The organism is Sporosarcina sp. AD_1, assembly GCF_057373025.1.
Genome location: NZ_JBPVIR010000003.1, coordinates 392,919 through 418,707, shown reverse-complemented (window position 1 = coordinate 418,707; position 25,789 = coordinate 392,919). Strand labels below are relative to the sequence as shown.

Below are 25,789 nucleotides of genomic sequence, written 5' to 3'. Positions count from 1 at the left end.
GAACACAAGTTCGTTTTATTCAATACAGAAAAGGCCACCTCGCGGAAAGGTGGCCTGATCTCATAATAAATGCATCGCGTCCTCTGCTTCCTCCCATGGAACGGCGTAGCCTTTCCCTTTGGCGCAAAAAATGGAGGACGACGTGTACTCTGGATCGGCATCTTTATTGTAGCCAATCCGCTCAATGACCTCTTCTGGATTATGACAGGCATCGTAGCCGCTGAACCTTAGTGTCATCGCGCCTTTGCCATTCGTGAACGAAGCGAATACCGTGCTGTAATCCATGAAGGTGGCGACGGGGACCCGGGCCGTGATGATGGTTTTATCCCCGAGTGTTTCAGGAGGATCGAACGTGCCGTGCGCCTGTTGGATATCCGAAAGGACGCGTCCGATGTGATCCATGTCTATTTTGATTTTCACATCATAATACGGTTCAAGCAAGATATTGTCCGCTTTCTCAAGCCCTTGTCGCAAAGCCCGGAATGTGGCTTCCCGGAAATCGCCCCCGGATGTATGCTCATTATGGCCTCTTCCGGTCAGCAATGTGATTTTCACGTCAGTAAGTGCCGAACCTGTCAATAAGCCATGATGATCCTGTTCAAAGATATGATGCTTGATCAGGTTTTGATTGCCCACGGACAAGTCGTTTGCGTGGCATTCATTCGCAAAGGAAATGCCTGCACCCCGTTCTGCTGGTTCGATTCTAAGATGTACTTCCGCATAATGTTTGAGCGGCTCAAAATGCCCGTAGCCGTTCACAGGTGCTGAGATTGTTTCATTATAAAGAATAGTCGGCTGGCCGAAATCAATGTCGTAGCCGAACCGGTCACGAACAACTTGCTTCAGCACTTCAAGCTGAATGACGCCCATCACATGGACATGCAATTCCTGGACATGTTCATTCCATACGACTTGCAAGGATGGATCCTCCGCATCGAGTGTGCGAAAGGCGTGCAGCATATCCTTCAGTGGAATAGATGAATCAAAACGGACGCTGGATCGCAATGTAGGAATCAAATCATAGGAAGCGGAGTCCTGCAATGCACCAATTCCATCCCCGATGGCGGGTTCCGCCAGCCCTGTCACGGCAATCAATTCACCGGCAATTGCATGATCATCATTCGTAAATTTCTTCCCGTTATAGCGTCTCAATTGGGTCACTTTTTCAACCGCTGTAGCGGTAGTAATTTCATCACGCACACGGAGCGTACCGCGCATCAGTTTTAAAAACGTTACCCGACTGCCGTTTTCGTCATGTCGTATTTTATAGACTCGGGCTGCCAGTTCGCCTTCCGTGGAATAATTCGTCTCCGTCAGGCGGTCGAAAGCGTCCAAAAATTCCTGGATGCCAATATCTTTTAATGCGGAGCCGCAGCCATACGGGAAAACTTGAAGCTCCCGAACCGTGCGCTTCAGTGCATTCATCCATGCAGCCTCATCATACTCCCCATCCATATAACGCTCCAAAAGCTCTTCGTCTCTTTCTGCAATAAACTCGATGAGTTCGTTAGTTAAGGCCCCGTCTTTTAATTGGGATAAATCCAGAAGTTCGGTTGTAAAGGACATGCTCATTTCATTTAAGATGCCAGGAATATCGGTGCCTTCCCGATCGATTTTATTGAGAAAAAAGAAGGTCGGAATCCGATGTTTCTGCAGGAGTTGCCAAACCGTTTCGGTATGTCCTTCCACGCCATCGGCTGCGCTGATCAAAACGATGGCAAAATCCATTACTTGAATGGCCCGTTCCATTTCCGATGAAAAATCGACGTGGCCTGGAGTGTCAATAATTGTATAAATGGAATCGTTGTATGTGAAATTTCCTTGCTCCGCAAAGATGGTGATGCCGCGATTCCGTTCGATTTCATGGTTATCGAGGAAAGTATCCTGATGATCGACCCGTCCTCGCGTCCGGATGCTGTTCGTGTGAAAGAGCAACTGCTCGGAAAATGTTGTCTTGCCCGCATCGACATGCGCAAGAATTCCTATCGTTTTAAACATCGTGTACACCTCGTCGTTTCAGCTTCCCTCCATTATAACTCATTTATGGAGTGGCAAGCGCTTGATCCGTGGTCCGAACCAGTAGAAGAGTTCTAATATGAGTGCAGATAGAATGCCCATTAGCAGCCCGTTCGAGAGTAAAGGCTGGATGAGTTCCGGCAAGGGGGAAAATACCGATACTGGGAAGGTCATGACGGCAAGGCCGACGAGTGCCGGCAAAGCGACTCGATACACCGTTTTTGGATCAAATGATAACCCTTCGATATTGCGCAGCGATGAACGGAACAATTGCAAATAAGCGACGAACAGGACAGTGTTGCCCACACTGTGCGGGATGGTGGAAAAGAAAGCTGTCAGGGAAGGGGAGAGACCTAGAATAATGAATAAGGCGGCCCCAAGAAAAAAAGGAGTGCGTTCACGAATGCCGGTCGACTGGAGGAAGCCAAGAGAAGAGGCGTACGGCGCAAAGGGGACAAGACCAAGCATTCCGGATAAGGTTGTCAGGATTCCTGTAAAAAAGAAAGAAGACTTATATTGAAAACGGGTTGTCACTTTGCCGAATAGATCCTCGGATTCCTTTAAGGTAGCGACCGTATTCGTCGTATTCAACAACCCCGCCATAATGACAGTCAGGACAATGCCCCACTCTAATGCCGGTTCGCCCCAGGGAAACCACTGAAGGAATGGCGTCGTATGTATCGCTTCCTCCGCTTCTGACGGGAAAAAGAAAGAAGACGCCACCCAGCCCGCCACCATGCCGATCAAAAGATTCAACCGGCTGATTATACCTTTGCCCTTTACATGGATGAGGATCGTGAAGGTAGCGAGCAGAAAGGAAAAGCCGGCCATTTTCATATCAATGACAGACCCTTCATTCAAACCGACCATCCCTTTCAGGAAGATAGAAATCAATTGATTGGCTAGCAATAAAAGAAACACGAACATGACGGCTGGTGTGAACCACTTCTTCAACAACTCTCCAATGCCGAGCAGCCCGAAAACTGCTACAAGTGCTCCCGAAATCATGGCGCCCACCGCAATGCTGCCGCCGACCGTTGTCAATTCCATTCCGAGCGCATCTGCGGTTCCCGCCAAACTCAAAATTACACCCCACCACAGCCCTGACTGTCCTTCCATCAATGGAAGCTTGTGGCCGATCCAACCTTGTAGCACACAAGCGAACCCCGTAAGGATGAATGATCGCTGAATCGCTGACACAATTTCCACCTGCTCCAAATCAAATGCACTGCCTATCGATATCGGAATGACCACCGTATTCGCAAACATGAAAAACAACCATTGAAAGCCCGCCAGCAGTGTAACGGATTGACTAGCCTTCATGCATAACACCAACCTCCCCAAGCACTTACTCTAGGTTACGAAACAATTAATTAGGTGCTACTATACCATAAAAGTATTCCGCCTGACTATATAATGATAGATAAATTAGAAGGTTCAGTGAAAACGAGGACAGGTGTTTTAACGTTGGGTCAGTGGTGCATGCGTGCTCGCATCACATCTTCAGCATACCAAGATGGCGCATAAGCCCGTCTGCAGTATCTATGGAACAAAGCCTAAATGGTCAAAAGCATTCAGCGCGGAATGGAGTGTTCCGGTACATGGCGGTTTGCCGCGGATTGATCTTCTTCGATTCAAGTCCTGCCGCATATAAAGTTCTAGTCCCGTGCCTTTCGCTGGACCGCTCGTATAATTCAAGCAACCTCTCGTATCTTGCTGCCAACCGCTCGTATAATCCCGTGACCGCTCGTATCTTCTACAATTCTCTCGTATACTCTGGGGACCGCTCGTATAATGCCAGTAACCTCTCGTATAATGCTGCGAACCGCTCGTATAATCCCGTGACCGCTCGAATAATGCCAGTAACCTCTCGTATCCAGTTGCCAACCGCTCGTATAATCCCGTGACCGCTCGAATAATGCCAGTAACCTCTCGTATCCTGTTGCCAACCTCTCGTATAATCCCGTAACCGCTCGTATAATGCCCACAACCTCTCGTATCCTGCTGCCAACCGCTCGTATAATCCCGTGACCGCTCGAATAATGCCAGTAACCTCTCGTATCCAGTTGCCAACCGCTCGTATAATCTTGTGACCGCTCGAATAATGCCAGTAACCTCTCGTATCCTGTTGCCAACCGCTCGTATAATCCCGTGACGACTCGAATAATGCCGCGAACCCCTCGTATCTCCCAACCAATCAATCGTGGAGCTGCCGTTCATTACAAGGCTCCGCATCCGATAATTCTGCCAACCCGGTTGCTCCATCAAAAAAGCCGCCCCTGCAATAGAGGGCGCGGCTCAATTTTAATATTTTTGTTCCTCCAGCAAGCGGGTAAAGTCTGCTTTGGAGAGGGGTTTGGCGTACAGGTAGCCTTGGACTTCGTCACAGTGCAGCTTGTTGAGGAAGCGGGCTTGGTCTTCGGTTTCGACGCCTTCTGCGACGACTTGCAGATTCAGATTTTTGGCAAGGTCGATAATGGCTTTGACGATCATTGTGTTGTTTTCGTCCAGCTCGCGAATAAATGCTTGATCGATTTTTAAGTGAGTGAGTGGAAATTTACTTAAATAGATCAAGGAGGAGTAGCCTGTTCCGAAGTCGTCGATGCTAGCGTTGACGCCCAGATTGCGCAGTTCTTGCAAAATTAGTTTGCCATGGTGGACATCGGACATGATGGTTTCGGTGATTTCTAAGTTGAGGTATCGCGGTTCGAGTCCTGTTTCGTCCAGAATTGCTTTGACGTCGGATACGAAAGAAGGCTGCCTGAATTGCCGGATGGAAACGTTGACGCTGACCCGCATAGGTGGCAAGCCTTGCTGCTGCCATTCTTTTGCGTCGCGGCAGGCGGTTTTCAGCACCCACTCGCCGATTGGCAGGATGAATCCGTTATCCTCTGCAATCGGTATGAAATAGGCGGGTGAAATAAAGCCGCGTATTGGATGATGCCAGCGGAGCAAGGCTTCCATTCCTTTCATATGGCCCGTTTTCAAATCAAATTGGGGCTGGTAGGCAAGAGATAATTGATTGCGCTGCAAGGCTTGCCGCAATTCCATTTCTACCATGGTTTGCTCTACTAATTCGTCGTGCAGTTGTTTTGTGAAAAATTGATAGGTGCCTCGACCGGATTCCTTTGCCAGATACATCGCGGAATCAGCATTTCTCATCAGGGTATTGTAATCCGTGGCATCTGCCGGGTAGAAGTTGATGCCAATACTTGGCGCCACGAAGACTTCGTGCTGCCCCAGCAGGTACGGATAAGACAGATCCTCCACGATTCGTTCAGCAATGGCTTGCACTGCAGGGCGATCGCCTGAACGAACGAGGACGACAAATTCATCACCGCTTAGCCGTGCAACAAAATCCTTTTCCCCCACAGAGAGAGATAATCTCTCGCCGACGGCTTGTAACAATTCGTCCCCGACATGGTGCCCTAGCGTATCGTTGATCATTTTAAATCGATCCAAGTCCATGAAGAGCAAGGCAAATTCTGAGTTGCACTCTTGTGCATATTGGATCCAATCTGCCACCTGTTCCTGGAGCATCCGCCGGTTTGGCAATCCGGTCAGGTAATCGTAATAGGCCATATGTTCAATGACCCGTTCCGCTTCCATGCGTTCGGTAATGTCGATCGCCGTGCCGACCACTACCTCCACTTGTCCCTCTCTAAAAATAGGGGAGAGGTAAACAAGAAATGTCATAGATGAAAAGGGAAGCTCGAATTGAACGGTTTCGCCAGCCAGTGCTTGATGAAACATTTGAGAGAGCCGTGATAGTTCTTCTTCGCCGTACTCCCCGTTAAGTTTTCCGTTATTTATCGAATCAGCTGTAACCCCTAATTTCTCAGCAGTTTTTCCTTCCATTAACGTAAACATGATGGATCCGCTTTCATCCTGCTTATATTTGAAGATCGCATTTTGCAGATTTTTAACAGTTTGCCTAAAGTCATTGAGCAGTGCAATTTCAAGTGATTGCTCAGCATGCTTCCGTGCAGTGATGTCGTGGCGGATTGAAATATATTGAACTGGCATCCCTTCTTTATCCAAGAAGGGGACGATAGTGGTCGCCACCCAATAGAGCGACCCGTCTTTCGCCCGATTTTGGATATCTCCTTGCCAGACTCGTCCGCTTCCAATCGTTTCCCACATGTCTTGGAAAAAGCTTTTTGGATGAAAGCCCGAGTTGACGACGCGGTGTGTTTTGCCGATCAATTCCGCTTCTGAGTATTGCGATAGCATGCAAAACTTTTCGTTCACATACGTGATGACACCTTTTGGATCGGTAATGACCACGACTGAAGAGTGATCGAGTGCATTTTCGATATTCCGTAGATTCTCGACAGTCTCGATATATTGCTCGCTTGTGAGTTCCGATGCCGTCACGTCGGTATCTACGGAAATAAACCCATCAAATTCACCTTGCTCATTAAAGATGGGGGAAATGATCGCCTCCACCCAGTAGGGGGAACCGTCTTTTGCCACACTTTTAATTTTGCGATGCCAGTAGCGATTGTTCAGAAAAGCCTCGTTCATCTCGGCAAAGAATATGTCTTTATCATAGTCGGGGTTTAATAAACCAAAATCTTTTCCAATCAATTCAGATGCATCATACTGCGAAAGAGTACAAAAGTTTTCGTTTACATGAAGAAGAATCCCGTCCCGGTCTGCCGTGGATATGCAAAATTTTTGATTGACGAGCAGATAAATAGATGGATGCTTTTTTAATTCCTCTATAATCATAGCTTCTATTCCTTTCCACTAGAAGGGTGGCAATGCAAGTGATCCGTTGGCACTATGAATGATAATTCATATATAATTTTTATGAAATCATAATGACCTTTTTCTTATTTGTAGTTTATCCGATTATACCATCTTACTATCTCGTTATCTACTTGCAGTCTGGAAGAAGATTGACGGAATTTTTACAAATAAAAACAAGTTTTCTCTACTGTTCTGGTCGTTTTGATTGTAAACTGAGAGTAAGAGGGAAGGGGGAGCATTTTGAAAAAGAAATATACGAAAACGGAGAAGAGTTGGATGTACTATGATTGGGCCAACTCAGCTTATTCCATTATCATCACGACAGCAGTTTTTCCGCTGTACTACAAAGCAGTGGCGACTGATGCGGGAGTGAGCCTGGCCCATTCGACGGCTTATTTGGGCTACACGGTGGCCATTGCAACGTTCATCCTGGCGATGATCGGCCCGATTCTTGGCACAATTGCAGATTACCAAGGATTAAAAAAGAAGTTTTTCTTCGCCTTTTTCTTATTGGGTTCGCTATCGACCGTTTCATTAGCGTTCGTGCCCGGAGACAATTGGTTCATGTTACTTGTTTTATATACAATCACGGCGGTAGGCTTTCATGGGGCGAATATATTCTACGACGCCTTTCTTGTGGATGTAACATCGGAAGATAAAATGGATGATGTGTCAGCTAGGGGCTTTGGGCTAGGGTATATCGGGAGTACCATTCCGTTTATTATAAGCATCGCAGTTATTCTGCTGGCGCAGAAGGGTGTGCTGCCGATCGGAACGTCCACGGCGAGCCGGATTGCCTTTGTCATCACAGGTATCTGGTGGTTCAGCTTTACGATTCCAATGCTTAAAAATGTTGTGCAACAGTACGGGATTGCACGGGAGCCCCGACTGTTGGCGGGGAGTTTTCGCCGCTTAGGAGCGACATTTAAAGAAATCCGCAAGTATCGGACGGTTTTCCTGTTTCTGCTTGCGTACTTTTTCTATATCGATGGGGTAGGCACCATCATTTCCATGTCGACCGCGTATGGGACGGACTTGGGCATTGACGCAACAAGTCTTCTAATCATCTTGTTTGTTACACAGGTTGTTGCTGCGCCGTTTGCTATTTTATATGGCCGGCTGGCTCAGAAGTTTTCTGTGAAGCGAATGCTCTATGTCGGCATCTTTGTTTATATCGCAGTGTGTGTGTACGCCTTTTTCCTAGAAACGACGCTCGACTTCTGGATATTGGCTATGTTAGTCGCTTCGTCGCAGGGCGGCATTCAGGCATTGAGCCGTTCTTATTATGCGCAGCTCGTGCCGAAGGAAAAAGCGAACGAGTTTTTCGGATTCTATAATATTTTTGGTAAATTTGCGTCTGTAATGGGTCCTTTGTTGCTCGGTGTCACGGCCCAGCTAACAGGCAGTTCCGCATATGGTGTTTTCAGTTTGGTCATCTTGTTTATCATAGGTGGAACGATTCTTTATCTCGTCCCCAAACCTGAATCAGAGCTTGCCGCGCGATAATAATAAGAAGCGCCATCCAAATAAATGGATGGCGCTTTTCTATGCTCATTTTTTATTCAATCTGGAAACCTGCAGAATGCGGAAACCGTTCTTCTCCAGCTTTTCACGAAGTTTGGCGACTTCCTCATCGCTTCGTGTATCTTCGAGAGTAATGACGACACGGCGTGCGAGGGCGGAACCGTTATCGAGTGTTAGCAAGCCTTCGATATTGTCGTCACGCAGGGTTTTCGTCAGACGGTTGATCATTCCTTTTGCCTCTGTTGAAGCGAGGGTGATGTTAATGCCGCCTGTTTTTAATCCAAACGCATCTTCCAGTACGCTTTCGACTTTATTGTGTGTTAAAATGCCAAATAGCTTCCCGTCTTTTACGACGCTGATAAATGGCAATGCCTTAATTTGCAAAAGTGCATTTAAGAAGGACTCGTCTTCTGTAATAAAGATATCCGCATGCTTGACGAGAGAATCGATTGATGATTGCTCATCCCCCTTCTCTTCGTAGAGGTATTCGATCAAGTCCACTTTGTATAGCATTCCTTTGTAGGCATCCTGCCGGTCTACAACTGGTATGCAACGGTACCCCGTTTCATTAATTTTTTTCAATGCATCTTTTACAGTCTCTTCAATAGAAACCGTTGCCACTGCTAAACGTTCCAGCGTCAAGTCTCGAATATGCATCGTCATTCCCCCTTATCTACAGTCATTTCAGTTAAATCAAAATATTGATTAAAATTTATTATAAGTGAGAGCTTGATTCTTTGACAAGTGAATTTATACTATTTGTATAGGTTCAGAGGAAAAGGAGTTATCCAAATGGAAACATTGCATCATGCGGCCCTCCTAGATGTCATGGGGGATTTGTTCGCAGACGAGATTTCCATCGTCGTGGCGAATACGAAGGAATATGTCTATTATCGGCCGAGTAAGCGAGTCGATTTAAAAATAAAACCGGGCGATCCCGTAAAAGAAGGAACGATTGCGTACAAGGCGCTCCACGAGGATCAGCGGGTGTCCGAGTTTATCCAGCGGGATGTCTTCGGGGTGCCTTACCAAGGGATGGCGGTGCCGTTCCATCAAGAAGGTGAGCTTGCGGGGTGCGTTGTTGCGATTTATCCGGCGTTTACGGAGGGGAAGTCCGTCGTTACAATCCGGACGCAAGATGGCTGGGTCCCTGTTCCGTTCGGTGATGTGCATTATATTGAAGTAAAGGACCGAAAAACATACGTCATTGCCGATCAGCTGACAGGCACGCATAAGAATTCACTTCAAAACTTCGAGTTCAGTTTGCCGCGTGATTTGTTTGTCCGCTGCCACCGTTCCTTCATTGTGAATGTCCATCACATAAAGGAGATCTATCCCGATACCCATTCGACATTTGTGCTTGGAATGGCGAACGGGGCAAAGATTCCGGTCAGTCAATCCTATTCCAGCTACTTCCGAAAAATGCTCGGGTTCTAATAATCTCTTCCTGCGGCGGTTTGTTACGAACACTTCCTCAATCCGCCTGCAGGGCATAAAAACAAAAATCTTCTGCTTAACCCCGAAATTGTCCCGATTCGTCTTCATATTTCCTTAAATGCGCCCCATTCCCCTATCGTGAAAGCGGTTGCGGTACGATAGATTTACGATTATCTAAAAGTTACGAAAAGGGGCAAGGCGGTATGGGGCAGCAAATGGATCGGATTCGAATCGATGAATTGAAAAACTTGGTCGTGTCCCCCGAAGAGGCAGCATCATGGATTTCGGACGGGATGACGCTTGGACTTAGCGGGTTTACTCGGGCGGGTGACGCCAAAGCAGTTCCGATGGCATTAGTAAAACGGGCGGAAACGGAAACATTTAAAGTAAATGTCTACACAGGAGCTTCCCTTGGTTCGGATATTGATAAGCTTTTTGCCGAAGCGGGAATTGTACATAAGCGGTTGCCTTTCCAAGCGGAGCCAGCAATGCGCAGGAGCATTAACGAAGGGGACGTACTATTCTGCGATCATCATTTATCGCATACGGCTGAATGGATTCGTTCCAATGTTATTGACTCGATTGACTTCGCGATATTGGAAGCGGTTGCAATTACGGAGGACGGAATGGTGATTCCATCAACGTCCGTCGGCAATTCTTATTCGTTCGCCCAGCATGCAAAGTCAGTTATCATTGAAATCAATTTAGCGCATGCTGCGGAATTAGAAGGCGTCCATGATCTGTATGATCCAGGCAAGCAAGGCGAACGTCAGCCGATTCCGCTGGCTAAGACAGATGACCGGATCGGTTCGATCGGGATTCCTGTAGCGTTGGAAAAAATCAAAGGCATCGTCTTTACGAACCAGCAAGATTCCCCTTCGCTGATCACGCAGCCTGACGAAGAGACGCAAATGATGGCGGGACATCTTCTCGAATTCCTCCGTTCAGAAATAAAGGCGGGACGATTGACGAATAAGCTGGCACCTTTGCAATCCGGCATTGGGTCACAGGCGAATGCGGTACTTCATGGGATGCTGCACTCTGAATTCGAGGAGCTGGAAGTCTACTCCGAAGTGTTGCAGGATGCTGTATTTGACTTGATAGACGCCGGAAAAGTCCGTTTTGCGTCATGCGCTTCCATTACATTGTCACAAGAGAAGATGGAACAGGTCTTCTCTAATTTTGAAAAATATCGGGACAAACTTGTTATGCGGCCACAGGAAATTTCCAATCATCCGGAAATCATTCGCCGCCTCGGCTTGATCTCGATTAATACAGCGCTTGAACTTGATATTTATGGGAATGTCAATTCAACGCATGTGACAGGAACGAAAATGATGAATGGCATCGGCGGCTCCGGCGACTTTGCACGAAATGCCAGACTTGCAATCTTTGTGACGAAGTCAGTCGCTAAAGGCGGCGATATCTCGAGTATCGTGCCGTTCGTTTCACATGTCGACCATACGGAGCATGATGTTGATGTCATCGTAACAGAACACGGCTATGCTGATTTACGTGGGCTTGCCCCGCGGGAGCGGGTCGGGTTGATCATCGAGAACTGTGCGCATCCCGACTATCGTGAACCCCTTTGGGCATATTACGAGGAAGCGCTCGGGCGTGGCGGGCATACGCCGCATGTCCTTGAAAAGGCGTTCTCCTGGCATTTGAATCTTATGGAACATGGCACGATGCGTCCGAAAGTGGAAGAAACAGCACAATGAGTGCCTTCAGGTGAAAGCCTGTTGACATATTACCTACCTGTAGATGAAAAGGAGTCCCGTTCGCGGGACTCCTTTTTGCATGTGCATTCACGATCTCACATCAGTTTTGAAATAAACATCGTAGCGATGCCAAAATAAATGAGCAATGACAGGATATCGTTAATGGTTGTGATCAACGGTCCGGATGCCACTGCGGGGTCCACTTTGAATTTATTTAAAATAAGTGGAATGACGGTTCCAGCGAGTGTACCAATGATCAGTGTGGCGACGAGGGAAGAACCGACGACGAGGCCGAGAGTGAAGCTACCTTGCCAAATATAAGCGATGACAGAAATGACGGCACCGCAGACGCCCCCGAGAAGAACGCCGACAATCAGTTCTCGGAAGACCAGTTTCAATCCCCTCTTCAAATCCATGTCATCAGAGGCGAGTCCCCGTACCACGACAGCGAGCGACTGGGTTCCTGTATTCCCGGTCATTCCTGCAATCATGGGCATGAAAAAGGCCAATGCGACGACTGCTTCTAATGTATCTTCAAATTTAGAAATGATACTTCCAGAGACGAGGCCAATGAACAATAGAAGTATGAGCCAAGGCAAGCGGCGATACGCAGCGATGAATGGAGGTGTGTTAAAATCGATTGACTTACCTGAGGCAAACAGCATCTCGATGTCTTCATTCGCTTCCCGAACGACAATATCAAGTACATCGTCCGCTGTAATAATGCCGACGAGAACGTTTTGATCGTTCACTACCGGAAGGGAAACAAAATCATATCTCCCAATCATTTTTGCAACATCCCGCTGCTGGGTCGTCTCGTGTACACTCATTACATCTGATGTCATGATGTCCTTCACGCAGTCGTCCGGTTTGGCGAGCAATAAATCCCGGTAGGATAAGACGCCGGCCAGTTTTTTATCGTCAGTAATAATATAGACGTAGTTTAAATAGTGGGCGAACTCCTTGAAGTTTTTTAGTTTGTCGATGGTCTTTCCCACGGAATAAGATTGATGCACCCAAACATAGCGGCTCGTCATGATTCGTCCGGCCGAACGTTTCGGATACTTCATCATCTTCCGTATATCTCGTTTTTCCTCTTGTCGCAATTCTGCAATCAGATGCTCGATTTCCTTATCGGGCAGGTCAGACAGCAGATAGGACAAATCCTCGCTCTTCATCAAATCGAGCAAATCGTACGAACGTTTCGGGCCAATTATTTTCAGCACATCCAGTTGCTCATTCTTTGTTAAATACCGAAGCAGCGTAACCACATTTTCTGTACTAATGATTTCAAGAAATAGCGGACGCCGCTTTTTCGGGAGACAGCGGTATTGGGCCGCAACCTCAAACGGAGGCAGCTCTTCAATTGCTTTTTTGAATTTGTCTTTGTTTCCTTCTCTCAGCAGCTGAATGAGCGCTCGTGAGATTTCATCCCGGTTCCCATTCACTGGCATTTGCTCCACCTCACTTTTACTATTCACTCAATGAAACTCTTACAAGCCCTTCTTCCCTAAATATCTGCGAAGAAAACAATCTCAAAAATTATATGTTTAGTCAGAGAACAATAGGGAAAGTGAGTTAGTGACCTAAAAAACGGTGAAATGCCGGAACAAAAGGGGAGACTCATCATGAGTAAAATGAAGAATTGGGTAGTTATCTTAGCCGCGGTCATGCTGGTGCTGACAGCGTGCGGAACGAAAAAAGAGGATAAGGGGAGCGCAACTACGACAGAAGAAGGCTATGAGCTCGTACATAAAGGGAAGTTGACATATGCCGCAAGTGGACTTTATAAACCTTTTAACTTTGAAGAGAATGGGGAACTGACGGGCTTTGACGTGGAGATTGGTAAAGCGATCGCCGAAAAAATGGGATTGGAGCCGAATCCGGTAACAAATCCATTTGAAACGATTCTGCAAGGATTGGTCGCTAAAAAATATGATGCCATCATCGGGTCGATGGCCTACACCAAAAAGCGGGCGGAACAAGCCGCATTTACAGAGCCTTACTATTATTCGGGAGGCATGATCTGGGTATCTGCAGACAACAATGACATCACGTCTCCGGAAGACTTGAAAGGTAAGAAGATTGGCGTCGTCGCGCAATCGACTTATGAAGAACCGGCTAAAACTCTTTCCGATGATATTCAATATTACAGCAGTGATGTTGTCGCATTGAAAGACTTAACGGTAAAAGACCGCCTGGATGCCGTCATTACCTCTGACATCGTCGGATTTGAAGCGAAGGATAACGGGTTTGCTATTAAAGAAGTCGGCAATCCGCTTTGGGTCGAACAGCCATCCATTGCCGTTCGCAAAGATAATGATAAATTACGTGATGAAATTGATAAAGCATTGAAGGAAATCATCGATGATGGTACGTACGAAGAGATTTCCCAAAAATGGTTCAAGCGAAATCTGTTGGAACTTGACTTGCAGGATGCGGAACTACTTGAATAACAAAAGACTTGTGAATGGAAAGAGGGTGTGACCCGTGCCAGAAACATTAGTAACTATATATGAAGTATTCATGCGGACGTACGAAGGCTTCTTGAAAGCGGCACTCGTCACGTTAAAAATAACAGCTGTTGCATTAGTATTGGGAACTGTTTTAGGGATTTTATTCGCATTAATGAAAATATCAAGATCGAAAATTTTGCAGGCAATTGCCAATATCTATATTTCGGTCATTCGGGGAACCCCGCTGATCGTTCAGATCATGTTTTTATACTATGGGATCACATCGATCATCGTCCTATCTAATTTTTGGGCGGGGGCCATAGCGCTTGGCGTCCATAACGGGGCTTACATCGCTGAAATTTTCAGGGGAGCCATCCAAGGAATTGACCGGGGGCAGAGGGAAGCAAGTTTGGCACTTGGAATGAATCGGAGCCAAGCGATGCAGCGGATCATTTTCCCGCAAGCATTGCGCCGTGCCATTCCGCCACTTGGCAATCAATTCATTATTACGCTGAAGGATTCATCCCTCGTCTATGTCATTGGTGTCACGGAGCTGTTCGGATTGGCGAACCGCGAAGCGGCATCATCCTTCATGCCATTTGAGACATTCATGGTTGTCGGACTCTACTATCTCGTCCTCGTTCTCATCTTTACCGGATTGCTCCGACTGTACGAGAACAAATTGAATGTCGAGAAATCGTGAGGGAGGGAACAACATGATTAAGACAGAGAATCTCCATAAAAGATTCGGCAAACTGGAAGTGCTGAAAGGAATTGATTTGACGATACACCCAGGCGAAGTGGTCGTACTGGTCGGCGTCAGCGGCTCGGGGAAAAGTACGTTGCTCCGCTGCCTGAACTTCCTGGAAAAGGCGCAAGAGGGCAATATCTTCATTGATGGCCGGAAAATCGACCGGAAGAAGGATAACTTGCCAAAGGTACGCGAGGAAGTCGGAATGGTTTTTCAACATTTCAACCTGTTTCCGCATAAAACCGTACTCGAAAATATTATAGAAGCGCCGATGATCGTCAAAAAGATGGACAAGTCCAAAGCAGAACAGCTTGCGCGCGAACTGCTTGAAAAAGTAGGCTTGTCTGACAAGGCCGATGTCTACCCGAACAAGCTGTCAGGCGGTCAAAAACAACGGGTTGCGATTGCCAGAGCTCTGGCAATGGAACCGAAAGCGCTCTTGTTCGACGAACCGACATCGGCACTCGACCCTGAACTCGTCGGGGAAGTTTTACAAGTCATGCAGGACCTTGCAAATGAAGGCATGACAATGGTCGTCGTGACACATGAAATGAAATTCGCCCGAGAAGTCGCCAGCCGCGTCATCATGCTCGACAAAGGGTGTATCATCGAAGATGCAGATCCAGAAACGTTCTTTAATCACTCATCGAATGAACGGACACGGCAGTTTTTAGAGATGGTAGATGTGAAATAGAGCTATCATATCGGATAAAGAGAGAAGCAGCTTTCCTTTTACATGGGGAGGCTGCTTTTTTTCAAAGAAGGGTTTCCTGTTTGAATAGAGAAATAAGAGGCAGTAGAAAGGGGGGGGAATCAATAATTTACAGTCAACTTTCTGAAGTGTGAATGCCAGGAGGAGGTGGGTGTGTTCCTATTTGTAAGGCAATAAAGCTATTATGAAAAAGCTATGAAACATCTACTGCCTGCAAAGGGAGACGGGTACTGAGTATTGGGATGAATACTAACAGGAGTGGAATTGAGATCGATCTGTTTATCCTGCTTAAAAATGAAAAGGGAGGTGGCTGTCATGAAAACAGTCGTAAAAAGAATTGAAACGGTCTACTTGCCTGTCCAAAACCCTGCTGCATCAGTGGAATGGTATCAAACCAACTTGAACCTAACTATTTCAGCACCAATAGCACCGGATGCCGTACAAGCCCAACTTTCGCTGGAATCTGGCCAATCCCTATTTCTAATAAAGGCCAAAGAACCAATTCATGCTAACTTCACAGAGATTGGGGGACAGGAACAATGCATCCTCACTATGGAAGTGAAGTCACTTCATGAGCTGCACAAGCAATTATCGAAGAACGGGGTCAGCGTTACAGAGGTTCAAGATCAGCAGGAATGCGGATCAAACTTTTATTTATACGATTTAGATGGCAATAAACTAGACATTTGGAGCGGTTGGCCAGAAGGCTGAATGATAGGAACAAGCCGCAAAATGTAGCTGGACGAATTTGTGGCTTGTTCTAGAACCAAGTTCATTTAATCTCATTCACCCATTCAGGCACGTTACTAATATTAGCTCTAGAGGAATTGACCAAAAAAGCTAACGCGGTATCGGAATAAAAACCGTTTCTAATAAAGAGTTGATAATAAAACCGATCATCCTTCCATTCCACTAGATTTCGAGTAACAAGTGCTTCCACTCCATCATCTAAAAGAATGGTCCTAACATCTTCTTGTCCCGAGACTGCCAAAGAATAGCCGAAAGGTTCCTTACTGACACGATAATAATACGTTCCGAACATAAGCACCTTGTCATATTCCCATTTAGCCCCTTTACGGACATCCATTTTAATATCATCCCGATACTCAACATAATGCGTAAACTGCACCGGCTCCCCATCCGAATACGTCACTTCTCCAAAAGTGCACTGAACAAGATACGACTCATCTTTTGTCAGCGGCACATACTTTCCAAACACCTTCATCGCCTTTTCCGTCTGTTTAAACCGCTTGTATTCACTTTTATCAACCGCTTCATTACTTACATTTTGACTCACTTCAAAATTGCTATTGGGCAGCGGCTGAGTGACGAATAAAAAGGAATTGTAATAGGGGGCATTCCGCATACATGAATTGGTAGTGGAAAAATAATAGATACCCAGCGAACTGCACAAGAGGACGAGAGCAATGCCCAACTTTTTATATTTTCTCATAGCGGCCCTTCTTTTCTAATTAATTTACAGTTAGCTAGATTATTTCATTTAATTGGAATATAGTCCAGTAATACTAATAAAATTAATCAACCTATTTAAACTAGCGAGAAAAATACTGTGATTTCCCTTCACTTCCTTCCATTTACATGGTAACCTATTGTTAATTATAACCAAAGGTGATTATTATGACGGTAGGAGCATTAATTAAACTTGAACGTCTGAAACAAAATTTGAAGCTTGAGGTGTTGGCGAAAGGGATTTGCTCGACATCCCATTTAAGCAGAATAGAGAATGGAAAAGTACAAGTAAGTGATGATATTAAATCTCTCTTGGAGGCTCGGTTAGGGTTAGTACTAACAGAGGAAAAACATGAAATTAGGGGTATGACAGATTTTGAGAATCGTTGTGCGCGAGCAGTGAATTTTCGAGATGGTGAGAGTGCTTCTATATTAATTTGTGAGATGTCTGAGGTGCTGAGGAACGGTCAATTTGATTTTCATACACGCATAGACGTGGAATTATTGATTTTACGAATGCAATTTGTTGTAAGAAACGGCAATGACATTTTGCATAGTCTATCTGCTTATTTTAATTTGCAACCTGAATTGACTCCTGTTCAAATGTTCCGTATTTATCAAATGCGGGGAATGGCATTGTATACGAGTGGTCAATTTCAAGAATGTTTAGAAGTATATGCGGAAGCAACGTTAAGAATGGAGAGATTGCAATTATCATCGTATGAACGTGCGGATTTTGCTTATGCCCAATCAGTGGCATTTATTGCGAACGGGGATCAATATAATGCATTAGAACAGGCAAGGGTAGCTCTACATTATTTTCAATCAATCATGGCGATAAGGAGAGTTGTAGAATGCCATATTGTTTGCGGCATTGCTCATAAAAAGAATGGAGAGCCTTTAAAAGCGCTTGACACGTTCGAACTCGCTGAACAGATTTGTCTAGAAAATGGTCAGAGATCATTCTTAGGAATTGTACACCAAAACATAGGGGATGTTTTTTCCGAAATTGGAGAGACGGAGAGAGCTATTTATCATTTTAAAGAAGCCATCAACTATAAGGAGAAGCCGCTTGAATTAATGTATAGTATCCTATCATTAATTATTGAATATGAGCGAAGAAAGGAGTATGAGAACACCTCTCGTTGGCTGAACAAAGGTTATCATCTACTATCTAAATTAAGCAAGAAAAAGAGAGAGTACTATGAAACACATTTCAATGTTTTTCATGCCTTATGTAATAATGATGTACAGGCATTGGAACATGCATTAAAGACGGCTATTGATGTCTTTATGAGAAGGTGTAATGAAGCTGAATGGAAAGATTACGCGAAACGACTTGCAAAATTTTATGCTGGTAAGGGGAAGTATAAAAAAGCAGTTTACTATTACGAATTAATTCTAGATGGGAGTTGAATTAAATGAAAAAATGGTTATGGGCAATGCTTATTGTTTTGCTTTGTTTTAGTGGAAATACTGAGTTGAATGCGAGTAGTGAGAGGGAAGAATTGCCCGAAGTACTAGGAGGTAGCAACGGGGAAGGAAGGTAAACATATATTTGTACAATCTTCTCTAGAATTCATTACTAAAACCAGAAGTTCTTCAAGATATTTGTGCAAAAAAAAGATATAGATTTATGCGGTTTTATATGGAATGATTGAATTGTAGGAATTATCGGCCGATATTCCGCGTTTTTTCGCTGAAAAACCATATAAAACGGAGGGAATAGCTTTATGAAGAAATTTAAAGTGATTAGTTTAAGTCTAATACTTGCTTTGGGATTTGGTTTTTCGACACAGGGATCAAATGTACAAGCTGCTGAAAATCTTGAACCAGTAGTTTCTCCAGCAGCAGATGAAATTTTTGTTAGTAGAACAGTGCCATTTACTTATTCCAAATCCATGTGGGTAACTGAAACACGAAACGGAAAAACTTATTCTGGATATATTTATAATCGTGGGTTTGCAGATAGTTCTGGGAACTATTCATTTTTCTCTGGATATATTTCTGTAGGTCCTTATGCACCTGTGGAAACAAAATTAGAAGATTAAACAGTGACTCTTTCACATTAATATCTATCTCCTTTAAGTAGACCTCAGCGCTCTGAAGGGATTACTTAAAGGAGATTTTTGTAATTGATAGAGACTAGATAGAAAAATATTAATTTAAATGGTCTTGGGGGTATAGGATGAAGGGAGTTATCGACTTTTTTATAAAGGGAATTATAAAAAGTAAATATATCTATATGCTACCACTTGCAATTATTTTATTCATAGTATCTTTCCAGGCAATTAACGGCATGCAATCTGAGAGTACCCTAAAAGAGCTACAGGAAACTTTTGAGAGTCGGAAAGAAACTGTCAATTTTTTAATTGGCAAAACACTAAATAAGAAACGAAATATCGGCCTGCCTGAAGAGCAACAGAATGCATTAGATAGTCTATTGCTTCAAGAGGAATATCTTAAAAAGATAGTAGATAAACTATCTGATAATGATTTAAACATTTCCTTCGAAAATCTAGCGTACTTAAAGGAATATGAAGAATATGTAAACTATAATTTTATTAACTACAATAATGTTTCTATATTGCAGGTTGAACAAAAAAAAGTAGAAATTTTAAAGGATAAGGAGTTACCTTTTACAGAACAAAAAACACCATCTACAACAGCATTATTTGCAAAGCAAGTTTTCTTTCTCTTATTCAGTCCAATAACCGCCTTCTTATTCCTACTCATTTTTAGCTACAAGTATGTAGCGGATAAACAGAATCGAATATTTGATTTCTTAAAGATCCACTCCTTATCAAACACCACTATCTATTATGGCTACTTATTTCCGTTTCTCCTTATCATATTAGGATACATAGCTGTGGCAAGTGTCTTTTCTTTATTGCCGGCATTGTTGACTGGAAATATTGATACCATCTATTATCCGATCGAAGTTATTAACGGAGCAGAAACAATATTGGTGCCTGTTTGGAAGTGGTTACTGTACCTCCCGATCGCTTGGGGGATTTTTGTTTCATTGCTGACAGTGCTGGCACTCTGCCTTTTTAAGATGCGATTTCCGCTTGGTGCGGTATTTGCGGCGGTTGGATTGTCACTTACCGTTGCTTATATTGTACAAGCGCAATTGGGATTCTTTATGTGGAACCCAATTCATTTAATCGTTTCGTTCGAGAGCAATTTGCTGCCAGCTCATGGTTTTATAGCCTTTTTACTAGGTATGTTCGTCTTACTCCTTATTCTTCTGGCTGTTTCTTATCCGATTTTTAAAAGTAGGCGACTGGCTTTAAGCATAAAGGCATCTTCTTCAACGAAGAAACAATACCAACCGAAAGGTAAGCTGAAGCTTTTACAATTCGAGCATATCAAGAAGAAACGAAAAGGTCATCTGCTTTTTTCATTGATTCTACTGATCGGTATTATGGGTGGAAACTTTATTATTGTGAATCAACAATATGAAAAGCTTCCCGTTACCTATTTAAAAGTCATTGAGGACTTGCAGAATATCCTAATTGAACAGCAACTGCATTGGAAAGTCCTTTCAGACGAGTTTGATACAGAAAGAGAAATCAGGTTACAAGAATCCGATGAGGAAGAAACGGAGCTTGAGGAAGAGAATCCTTATGTAGAGATGATTGAAGGTTATGTCTATGAATATCACGTGCTGGAAGAGTTAAAGAAAGATATTCATTCCCCCGACTTTTCCGATACGTATCGTGAAACAATGAATAGGCTAAACACATACACATCCTATAAAGAGCTCGATCGTTCCTTCTGGACTGTAACGGTAATGGCTTCCGAAGAACAACGGCATATTTTAGAAGAGAAAGGCATCACACCGTGGCCGATTGGAGATCAGTGGATTTCTCACTTTCAGGATCCTAGCGTTGCAACGGACTTCGATCGTTACAAGTTGTTGAAAGCATCACAGGAGAGAAACACAAAATATGATAATAGCGGCTTATTTACGTTTTATAAGCTATTCGATTGGAATGTGATGTGGCTTGCGCTTAGCGTGTTCATTCTCTTGCTGTGGACGAGTTTGTCAGATGAACAGCGACCCACTCCGTCTATTCATTTCTTAAAAACGAAGCCGATTTTATTACGATCCATTTATCTGAATAAGTGGATTTACAATATGATGATCGCTTATGGATTGCTTTTAATAAGCGCCGGCAGCATTTTTTTAATCAGTTCTTTTATTGGTGGAACCGGAGAATCTCAATACCCGATATTGGTTTATGCCAATTCGGGAAATGATAATAGTTTTACTCTTACATTGCAAACAAGTGAGGATGGAGAAGGCGGAAATTCAACTGATGGAATGTTTTATTCAAACCAAGATAATGTTAACTTTTCCTTCGAAAGTTTGCTCGTGCTTATATTGAAAAGTGGAATCCTTGTCATGGGTCAAGTCTTTTTCCTAAATGGTTTATTTACGTTGGTGGGAAGATGGCTAAAAAATCATTACGCCACGATCATTATTACGTTGCTAGTAAGTTTTCTCGGCTACTTTGTGGCCAATCAATATATAGCTACTCCTTTCATGTATGTAAATCCATTCGTGTACTTCGATACATGGAACATTGTCGATGGCTGGAAGTCGATTGTGGCAAGCTCGACACAGGTAAACTTCATCAACGGATGCATTAGTCTATTCGCCACTGGGCTTCTTTTGTTCATTGTAGGATGGGTATCAGGAAGGAAGAGGAGGATGAGTTCATGACCGTTTTACAAGTCGACCAACTTACCAAAACGTATGGGAAGCGGAATGTTTTACAAGCCATTACGTTTGAAATGAAGGCAGGGGAGGTCATTGGACTCGTTGGCCCAAATGGAGCGGGAAAGTCCACTTTAATGCGCTCCATCCTCGCATTAGAAGACGTGGAGCGTGGATCAGTCGCAGTCCAAGGCATCTCAAATCAAAACCCGGATTTTTTTAAATATGTTTCTTTTCTACCGAGTGATAACTATCTATATATGCATTTGACGGGTTACGACCATTTGGTTTTTGTGGCAAACATCTATGGATTGGATAAGAAGGAAATCGATGAGGTTGTAGATACAATTGGGATTCGCACCTATGTCAATCAACCTGTTAAATCTTATTCTTACGGCATGAGACAGCATCTGCTAATTGCGCTGAGCATCTTAACGAAGCCACTCGTCATTTTGATGGATGAACCTTTCAATGGATTGGATCCGACAAGTACCATTGAATTAAAAGAATTGATCCGCAATCTGCAAGCCAAAGGGATCGGTATTCTTGTGTCAACGCACAATTTGGATATTTTGGAGGATCTGACAAGTACAATCTGGTTCATTAAAGACGGAAAACTGTACAAAACCGACATGGAGCTGGATGTGAACGAGCCCTATGAAATTGAAGTAAACATTTCTGTTGAAACGAAATTGGCTGAAATGATGGCGGAAAGTGGACTGCCCTATCAATGGCTCCATAACAGAATCCTGACAGACCCTGCAGAGAATGTGGAGAAATACCTGGAGTGGCTCTTAAGGAATGGAGTGGGCATTCAATCCGTTAATCGGAGTAAGCGTAATCTGGAAGAGATGTATAAACAGTTTTATGGTGTCAGGCCGACAGTATAACCGAATGTTGAGCATAAGATCCAATCGTACATTCAATATAGGAAAAGGGTGATGACTAGTGATAGTAGCGATAAAGAACCTCTCTAAACAATACAAAAAGCAGCAAGTGTTGCGGGATATTTCCCTGACAATCGATTCTCCCGGCATTTGGGCGCTCGTTGGACCGAACGGTGTTGGAAAGACGACATTCTTGAATATCGTGACGAACTTAATCCCTGCCACTTCCGGAAGTGTGGAGCTGGTCGGTAAGTCGAATAAGAATTATAAGGTTTTCAAGGAGGTCTCGTTTCTCCAGGACAATACAGTCTTGTTCGACTATCTGACGGGCTATGATCATTTGAAATATGTTTGTGATATGCATCGAATACCGGCTAAACGAATCAAGGAAGTGGCAAGTTACGTTGGTATGGAAAATTATTTGCGCAAAACAGTGGGAAATTATTCACTTGGAATGAAACAGCATCTCTTGCTTGCGATGGCTATTATTAACGAGCCGAAGTTGCTGTTGCTCGATGAACCACTGAATGGTCTGGATCCAACGAGTGCGATCATGATGAGGAGAATTCTGCTAGAGCTGGCTGACAAGGGAACGACCATCATCTTATCTTCTCATAATCTATCGGAAGTCGATCGGGTCACGAAACAAATCCTTTTTCTGAAAGATGGAAAGCTCATTGAGGAAAACATGGATCAATACGAGCAAGTTTATTACCAAGTTACGGTTAAGAAGAAATCCCCTCTGAAGGAACTGCTCACAGAAAAGGCTTTTGTTTTCGATGAGACGGAATATGGTTTTCGGATACTTCTAGGTTCTCATGAATTTCAATCCCTCCTGGATCTACTTCAACAGTCGGATGTCGATGTACTTGATATGCAGAAGGAGATTACTGGATCAGAAAAGCGGTATGAAGAAGTATTCGAAGTGGGGTCGCTATGAGACTGCTGTTATTTGAGTTAAAGAAAATGACCCGGACAAGACTCCTATTCTTCCTGACTATAGGAACACTTCTTTTAATTGGCGCGGTATTCATCCGAAACGTTCTTCAACAGGATATGGTAACTGCTGAAAAAGTTGAGTCATTCTCAAATCATCTGCAAGACGTAAGTAGTCAAAACAGAACGGACCTTATGAGGATGGAGGACGAGCCGAGTGAAGAGCTGGAACTCCGTTTAAATAAGGGTCTTGATCTTCAAGACAAGCTGAATGAGCTGATCGATTCTATTAGTAAGGGTCTATGGGAAGACGAACTGCAAGGGGAAATTGAAGTGTCTCGAAGTGCAATGGCTTTTAAAGATGCACGAGGGAGGTACACGATGAGCCACGCAGATCTAGAGGATACGATCAGCCTTAACGAACAGCTGTTGGCGCTCGGTTTGCCAAAGGAGGATCCTGATCGTTCTAATCAGCCGCCATTATTCATGAAGCAGATGATGGTGCTTGTCCTCAACCCGGTTGGCTATACTGTGCTTTTTCTATTGCTGGGCATATCGATTACGCGAGAGTTTGAAGACCGGAATATGCGAATGGTGTACGCTTTCCCTGTGCCTAGATGGAGGCTTGTGCTAGTCAAGTTTATCTCTTTGCTGCTGGTGGCTATGGCCTGGCTCGTCTATTTCTTACTTCTTTCCTATCTGCTTCCTACACTCGTGATGGAAACGAGGGAACAGATCTTTGATTATCCATTATTGCTTACATCAGGTGAATTAATGCGTGTAGGCTCCTATATTAATGAAGCCGTTCTTTACAGTGCCGGCACCCTGTTTTTTGCTGCAACCATGGTGACCTTGATCGGCTTCGGATTCAGACAGACGATTGTTTCAAGTGTCATCATCACAGCACTCTTTACTGGGGGATGGATGTTGGCGCGTAATGGAATGGATGTATTCCTAAATCCCTTTACATATGTAAGTGGAAATCAGGTAATTCTTACACAGCCAGCCTTTTATCCTGGCGGTATACTTGTTCTGCTCATCGTTTCGATTGTCCTCTTGTTTGCTGCGATGTGGAGTAATCAAAGGCGGGGGGTTGCAAAATGAGACAATTCACGTTTGAGCTTAAAAAGCTGATGAAGAAAAAGTCGATTTGGATAGCGACAGCCTTGTCGTTGCTCGCAATTCTCATTTTTTCTTATTATCATTTTAAAGTGGCCGAAAGTATGCGCGAGGGGAATATAAAGAAAAAGGAAACCTCGATTAGCCAATATCATTTGTATATAGAGGATGCGGAAGCTGAAAAAGCCGCTGCTGAAAAACAGGGTGATGAAGAGGCGGCAGCTGCTTTGGATGGCCATATAGAAAGGTTCAAACAATCTATCGAAAATCGGGAACGCTGGATTGTTAATTATACAAACAGGAATTGGGAACCAATTCTTGCTGAAGAGATCGCCGATTTAGATGTCTTTCTTGACGACAGGGGGAGTCTCGGTGTTGAGGATCAGCTCGTTCAGTCTTTCACATTGCGGGCGACAATGGAGGAGCTGCAATGGTTGGAGAAAAATAGAGTGGAGCCAGTTGTACAAACAACATCGTTTTTTTTACTGCATCCGACCATTTACGACCAATTTACGGGAAGAGCGCAAACTGCGTGGGAACAGCTAACGGCTCGTTATGGTGACACCGGGTTTACCTATTTTTATAGCCTGGTCCAGAAGTTCCTCATACCTATCATCATATTGTTCGGCTGTTTCCTCTTTGCAAATAGCGTCTCATCAGAAAATGGCAAGAAGAAAAGGAGCATTCAGCTTCACTTCGTCCAGCCTGTGCCAAGGACAACCATTTTTCTAACGAAATATTTTAGCGGTTTGATTATAACAATCGCTTTTGTTGGCATGATGCTTGGCGCTATCATTCTAAGTGGTGAGTTTGGCAATGGGATAGGCAGCGCAAAGTATCCTGTTCTCATTTATGAAGGAGGAGAGCCTAACCCGTACGGCAGTGAATATAACGCACTCAATCCGGATAAAGACCAGTTTCACTTCATCCCGGTCAGCAAATATGTAAAGGAAGTCCTCTTATTGGGCGTTATTCTGACATTCGTCGTCTACTCCCTGTACTTCCTACTTGCGCTCGCTATCCGGAACCCGATCATTACAGCCCTTGTGACAGGGGCTATCCTATTTGGCGGTATGAAAGTGATCCCTGAGTCCGCTTATAATCCATTTACGTATGTGGACATGCACCGTGTGCTGAATGGTGAGCTTGCTGCAATTGCTTTCAATCCTGGCATTAGTTTGCAAAGTGGTGCGGCAGCATTAGGCATCTTGGGTTGCTTATTGTTCTTGCTGGGTCTCCTTGGATTCTATGCTAAGAGTAAAAGAGTAGCCGCGTAATG

Annotated in this window: 22 protein-coding genes; 15 read left to right on the top strand and 7 right to left on the bottom strand. The window is 44.3% G+C overall.

The window, feature by feature from the left end:
- Nucleotides 1-60: 60 nt before the first annotated feature.
- From ACSW3C_RS08310 to ACSW3C_RS08295, 4 genes are all read right to left on the bottom strand, one after another.
- Complete coding sequence (locus tag ACSW3C_RS08310) at nt 61-1,998, bottom strand: GTP-binding protein (protein ID WP_486562004.1); 1,938 nt, start codon at nt 1,996-1,998, stop codon at nt 61-63.
- 39 nt (nt 1,999-2,037) lie between these two features.
- Nucleotides 2,038-3,339, bottom strand: a complete 1,302-nt coding sequence (locus ACSW3C_RS08305; protein WP_486562003.1) for a uracil/xanthine transporter — start codon at nt 3,337-3,339, stop codon at nt 2,038-2,040.
- 219 nt (nt 3,340-3,558) lie between these two features.
- On the bottom strand, nt 3,559-4,284 hold the full coding sequence (locus tag ACSW3C_RS08300) for a hypothetical protein (RefSeq protein ID WP_486562001.1): 726 nt from the start codon (nt 4,282-4,284) through the stop codon (nt 3,559-3,561).
- 36 nt (nt 4,285-4,320) lie between these two features.
- On the bottom strand, nt 4,321-6,750 hold the full coding sequence (locus ACSW3C_RS08295) for an EAL domain-containing protein (protein ID WP_486562000.1): 2,430 nt from the start codon (nt 6,748-6,750) through the stop codon (nt 4,321-4,323).
- Nucleotides 6,751-7,047: 297 nt separating this feature from the next.
- On the opposite strand from ACSW3C_RS08295, the gene ACSW3C_RS08290 reads away from it, so the two are divergent.
- On the top strand, nt 7,048-8,277 hold the full coding sequence (locus ACSW3C_RS08290) for an MFS transporter (protein ID WP_486562120.1): 1,230 nt from the start codon (nt 7,048-7,050) through the stop codon (nt 8,275-8,277).
- Nucleotides 8,278-8,322: 45 nt separating this feature from the next.
- Here ACSW3C_RS08290 and ACSW3C_RS08285 read toward each other — a convergent pair whose 3' ends face one another.
- Nucleotides 8,323-8,952 (bottom strand): CBS domain-containing protein, encoded by a 630-nt coding sequence (locus tag ACSW3C_RS08285; protein WP_238080064.1) that lies wholly within the window; start codon nt 8,950-8,952, stop codon nt 8,323-8,325.
- Nucleotides 8,953-9,087: 135 nt separating this feature from the next.
- Between ACSW3C_RS08285 and ACSW3C_RS08280 the strand changes: the two genes are divergently transcribed.
- Both ACSW3C_RS08280 and scpC read left to right on the top strand, forming a co-directional pair.
- Nucleotides 9,088-9,732, top strand: coding sequence for a LytTR family DNA-binding domain-containing protein (locus ACSW3C_RS08280; protein ID WP_486561998.1), 645 nt, complete (start codon nt 9,088-9,090; stop codon nt 9,730-9,732).
- A 203-nt stretch (nt 9,733-9,935) separates the two neighbouring features.
- Complete coding sequence (scpC, locus tag ACSW3C_RS08275) at nt 9,936-11,453, top strand: succinyl-CoA:acetate CoA-transferase ScpC (protein WP_486561997.1); 1,518 nt, start codon at nt 9,936-9,938, stop codon at nt 11,451-11,453.
- 95 nt (nt 11,454-11,548) lie between these two features.
- Here the strand turns inward: scpC and mgtE are convergent, their stop codons facing one another.
- Nucleotides 11,549-12,907, bottom strand: coding sequence for a magnesium transporter (gene mgtE, locus ACSW3C_RS08270; protein WP_486562119.1), 1,359 nt, complete (start codon nt 12,905-12,907; stop codon nt 11,549-11,551).
- 174 nt (nt 12,908-13,081) lie between these two features.
- On the opposite strand from mgtE, the gene ACSW3C_RS08265 reads away from it, so the two are divergent.
- The 4 genes from ACSW3C_RS08265 (at nt 13,082) to ACSW3C_RS08250 (ending at nt 16,083) form a co-directional block, all read left to right on the top strand.
- On the top strand, nt 13,082-13,909 hold the full coding sequence (locus ACSW3C_RS08265) for a transporter substrate-binding domain-containing protein (RefSeq protein ID WP_486561996.1): 828 nt from the start codon (nt 13,082-13,084) through the stop codon (nt 13,907-13,909).
- Between the two features lie 70 nt (nt 13,910-13,979).
- Nucleotides 13,980-14,612, top strand: a complete 633-nt coding sequence (locus tag ACSW3C_RS08260) for an amino acid ABC transporter permease (protein ID WP_486562117.1) — start codon at nt 13,980-13,982, stop codon at nt 14,610-14,612.
- A gap of 13 nt (nt 14,613-14,625) precedes the next feature.
- A complete protein-coding gene (locus ACSW3C_RS08255) occupies nt 14,626-15,354 on the top strand; it encodes an amino acid ABC transporter ATP-binding protein (protein ID WP_238080068.1) in 729 nt (242 codons plus the stop codon).
- A gap of 333 nt (nt 15,355-15,687) precedes the next feature.
- Complete coding sequence (locus ACSW3C_RS08250) at nt 15,688-16,083, top strand: VOC family protein (protein WP_486561995.1); 396 nt, start codon at nt 15,688-15,690, stop codon at nt 16,081-16,083.
- A gap of 61 nt (nt 16,084-16,144) precedes the next feature.
- Here ACSW3C_RS08250 and ACSW3C_RS08245 read toward each other — a convergent pair whose 3' ends face one another.
- Nucleotides 16,145-16,825: a hypothetical protein gene (locus ACSW3C_RS08245; RefSeq protein ID WP_486561993.1), complete on the bottom strand. Its 681-nt coding sequence runs from the start codon at nt 16,823-16,825 to the stop codon at nt 16,145-16,147.
- 185 nt (nt 16,826-17,010) lie between these two features.
- Between ACSW3C_RS08245 and ACSW3C_RS08240 the strand changes: the two genes are divergently transcribed.
- The 8 genes from ACSW3C_RS08240 to ACSW3C_RS08205 all read left to right on the top strand — a co-directional run bounded on the left by ACSW3C_RS08240 (nt 17,011) and on the right by ACSW3C_RS08205 (nt 25,787).
- Complete coding sequence (locus ACSW3C_RS08240; protein WP_486561992.1) at nt 17,011-18,258, top strand: helix-turn-helix domain-containing protein; 1,248 nt, start codon at nt 17,011-17,013, stop codon at nt 18,256-18,258.
- 5 nt (nt 18,259-18,263) lie between these two features.
- Nucleotides 18,264-18,392: a hypothetical protein gene (locus ACSW3C_RS08235; protein WP_269135887.1), complete on the top strand. Its 129-nt coding sequence runs from the start codon at nt 18,264-18,266 to the stop codon at nt 18,390-18,392.
- Nucleotides 18,393-18,575: 183 nt separating this feature from the next.
- Nucleotides 18,576-18,893, top strand: coding sequence for a hypothetical protein (locus ACSW3C_RS08230; RefSeq protein ID WP_238080072.1), 318 nt, complete (start codon nt 18,576-18,578; stop codon nt 18,891-18,893).
- 137 nt (nt 18,894-19,030) lie between these two features.
- Complete coding sequence (locus ACSW3C_RS08225) at nt 19,031-21,574, top strand: hypothetical protein (protein WP_486561991.1); 2,544 nt, start codon at nt 19,031-19,033, stop codon at nt 21,572-21,574.
- Nucleotides 21,571-22,458, top strand: coding sequence for an ABC transporter ATP-binding protein (locus ACSW3C_RS08220; protein WP_486561989.1), 888 nt, complete (start codon nt 21,571-21,573; stop codon nt 22,456-22,458). Before ACSW3C_RS08225 ends, ACSW3C_RS08220 begins: the two co-directional genes overlap by 4 nt.
- A 58-nt stretch (nt 22,459-22,516) precedes the next feature.
- Nucleotides 22,517-23,395 carry an ABC transporter ATP-binding protein gene (locus ACSW3C_RS08215; RefSeq protein WP_486561988.1) on the top strand — a complete coding sequence of 293 codons (879 nt, stop codon included), beginning with the start codon at nt 22,517-22,519 and terminating at the stop codon, nt 23,393-23,395.
- The gene (locus tag ACSW3C_RS08210; protein ID WP_486561987.1) at nt 23,392-24,495 is read left to right on the top strand and encodes an ABC transporter permease subunit; all 1,104 of its coding nucleotides are present in this window, start codon (nt 23,392-23,394) and stop codon (nt 24,493-24,495) included. The genes ACSW3C_RS08215 and ACSW3C_RS08210 overlap by 4 nt, the downstream gene beginning before the upstream one ends.
- Nucleotides 24,492-25,787, top strand: a complete 1,296-nt coding sequence (locus tag ACSW3C_RS08205; protein WP_486561986.1) for an ABC transporter permease — start codon at nt 24,492-24,494, stop codon at nt 25,785-25,787. The genes ACSW3C_RS08210 and ACSW3C_RS08205 overlap by 4 nt, the downstream gene beginning before the upstream one ends.
- Nucleotides 25,788-25,789 lie beyond the last annotated feature (2 nt).

Coding starts and splice junctions, on each gene's coding strand:
- ACSW3C_RS08230 (WP_238080072.1), top strand. CDS start 18,576: ATGAAGAAATTTAAAGTGATTAGTTTAAGTCTAATACTTGCTTTGGGA.
- ACSW3C_RS08260 (WP_486562117.1), top strand. CDS start 13,980: ATGCGGACGTACGAAGGCTTCTTGAAAGCGGCACTCGTCACGTTAAAA.
- ACSW3C_RS08210 (WP_486561987.1), top strand. CDS start 23,392: ATGAGACTGCTGTTATTTGAGTTAAAGAAAATGACCCGGACAAGACTC.
- ACSW3C_RS08305 (WP_486562003.1), bottom strand. CDS start 3,339: ATGAAGGCTAGTCAATCCGTTACACTGCTGGCGGGCTTTCAATGGTTG.
- ACSW3C_RS08250 (WP_486561995.1), top strand. CDS start 15,688: ATGAAAACAGTCGTAAAAAGAATTGAAACGGTCTACTTGCCTGTCCAA.
- ACSW3C_RS08290 (WP_486562120.1), top strand. CDS start 7,048: ATGTACTATGATTGGGCCAACTCAGCTTATTCCATTATCATCACGACA.
- ACSW3C_RS08235 (WP_269135887.1), top strand. CDS start 18,264: ATGAAAAAATGGTTATGGGCAATGCTTATTGTTTTGCTTTGTTTTAGT.
- ACSW3C_RS08310 (WP_486562004.1), bottom strand. CDS start 1,998: ATGTTTAAAACGATAGGAATTCTTGCGCATGTCGATGCGGGCAAGACA.
- ACSW3C_RS08255 (WP_238080068.1), top strand. CDS start 14,626: ATGATTAAGACAGAGAATCTCCATAAAAGATTCGGCAAACTGGAAGTG.
- mgtE (WP_486562119.1), bottom strand. CDS start 12,907: ATGCCAGTGAATGGGAACCGGGATGAAATCTCACGAGCGCTCATTCAG.
- ACSW3C_RS08240 (WP_486561992.1), top strand. CDS start 17,011: ATGACGGTAGGAGCATTAATTAAACTTGAACGTCTGAAACAAAATTTG.
- ACSW3C_RS08295 (WP_486562000.1), bottom strand. CDS start 6,750: ATGATTATAGAGGAATTAAAAAAGCATCCATCTATTTATCTGCTCGTC.
- ACSW3C_RS08265 (WP_486561996.1), top strand. CDS start 13,082: ATGAGTAAAATGAAGAATTGGGTAGTTATCTTAGCCGCGGTCATGCTG.
- ACSW3C_RS08245 (WP_486561993.1), bottom strand. CDS start 16,825: ATGAGAAAATATAAAAAGTTGGGCATTGCTCTCGTCCTCTTGTGCAGT.
- ACSW3C_RS08225 (WP_486561991.1), top strand. CDS start 19,031: ATGAAGGGAGTTATCGACTTTTTTATAAAGGGAATTATAAAAAGTAAA.
- ACSW3C_RS08220 (WP_486561989.1), top strand. CDS start 21,571: ATGACCGTTTTACAAGTCGACCAACTTACCAAAACGTATGGGAAGCGG.
- ACSW3C_RS08280 (WP_486561998.1), top strand. CDS start 9,088: ATGGAAACATTGCATCATGCGGCCCTCCTAGATGTCATGGGGGATTTG.
- scpC (WP_486561997.1), top strand. CDS start 9,936: ATGGGGCAGCAAATGGATCGGATTCGAATCGATGAATTGAAAAACTTG.
- ACSW3C_RS08285 (WP_238080064.1), bottom strand. CDS start 8,952: ATGCATATTCGAGACTTGACGCTGGAACGTTTAGCAGTGGCAACGGTT.
- ACSW3C_RS08205 (WP_486561986.1), top strand. CDS start 24,492: ATGAGACAATTCACGTTTGAGCTTAAAAAGCTGATGAAGAAAAAGTCG.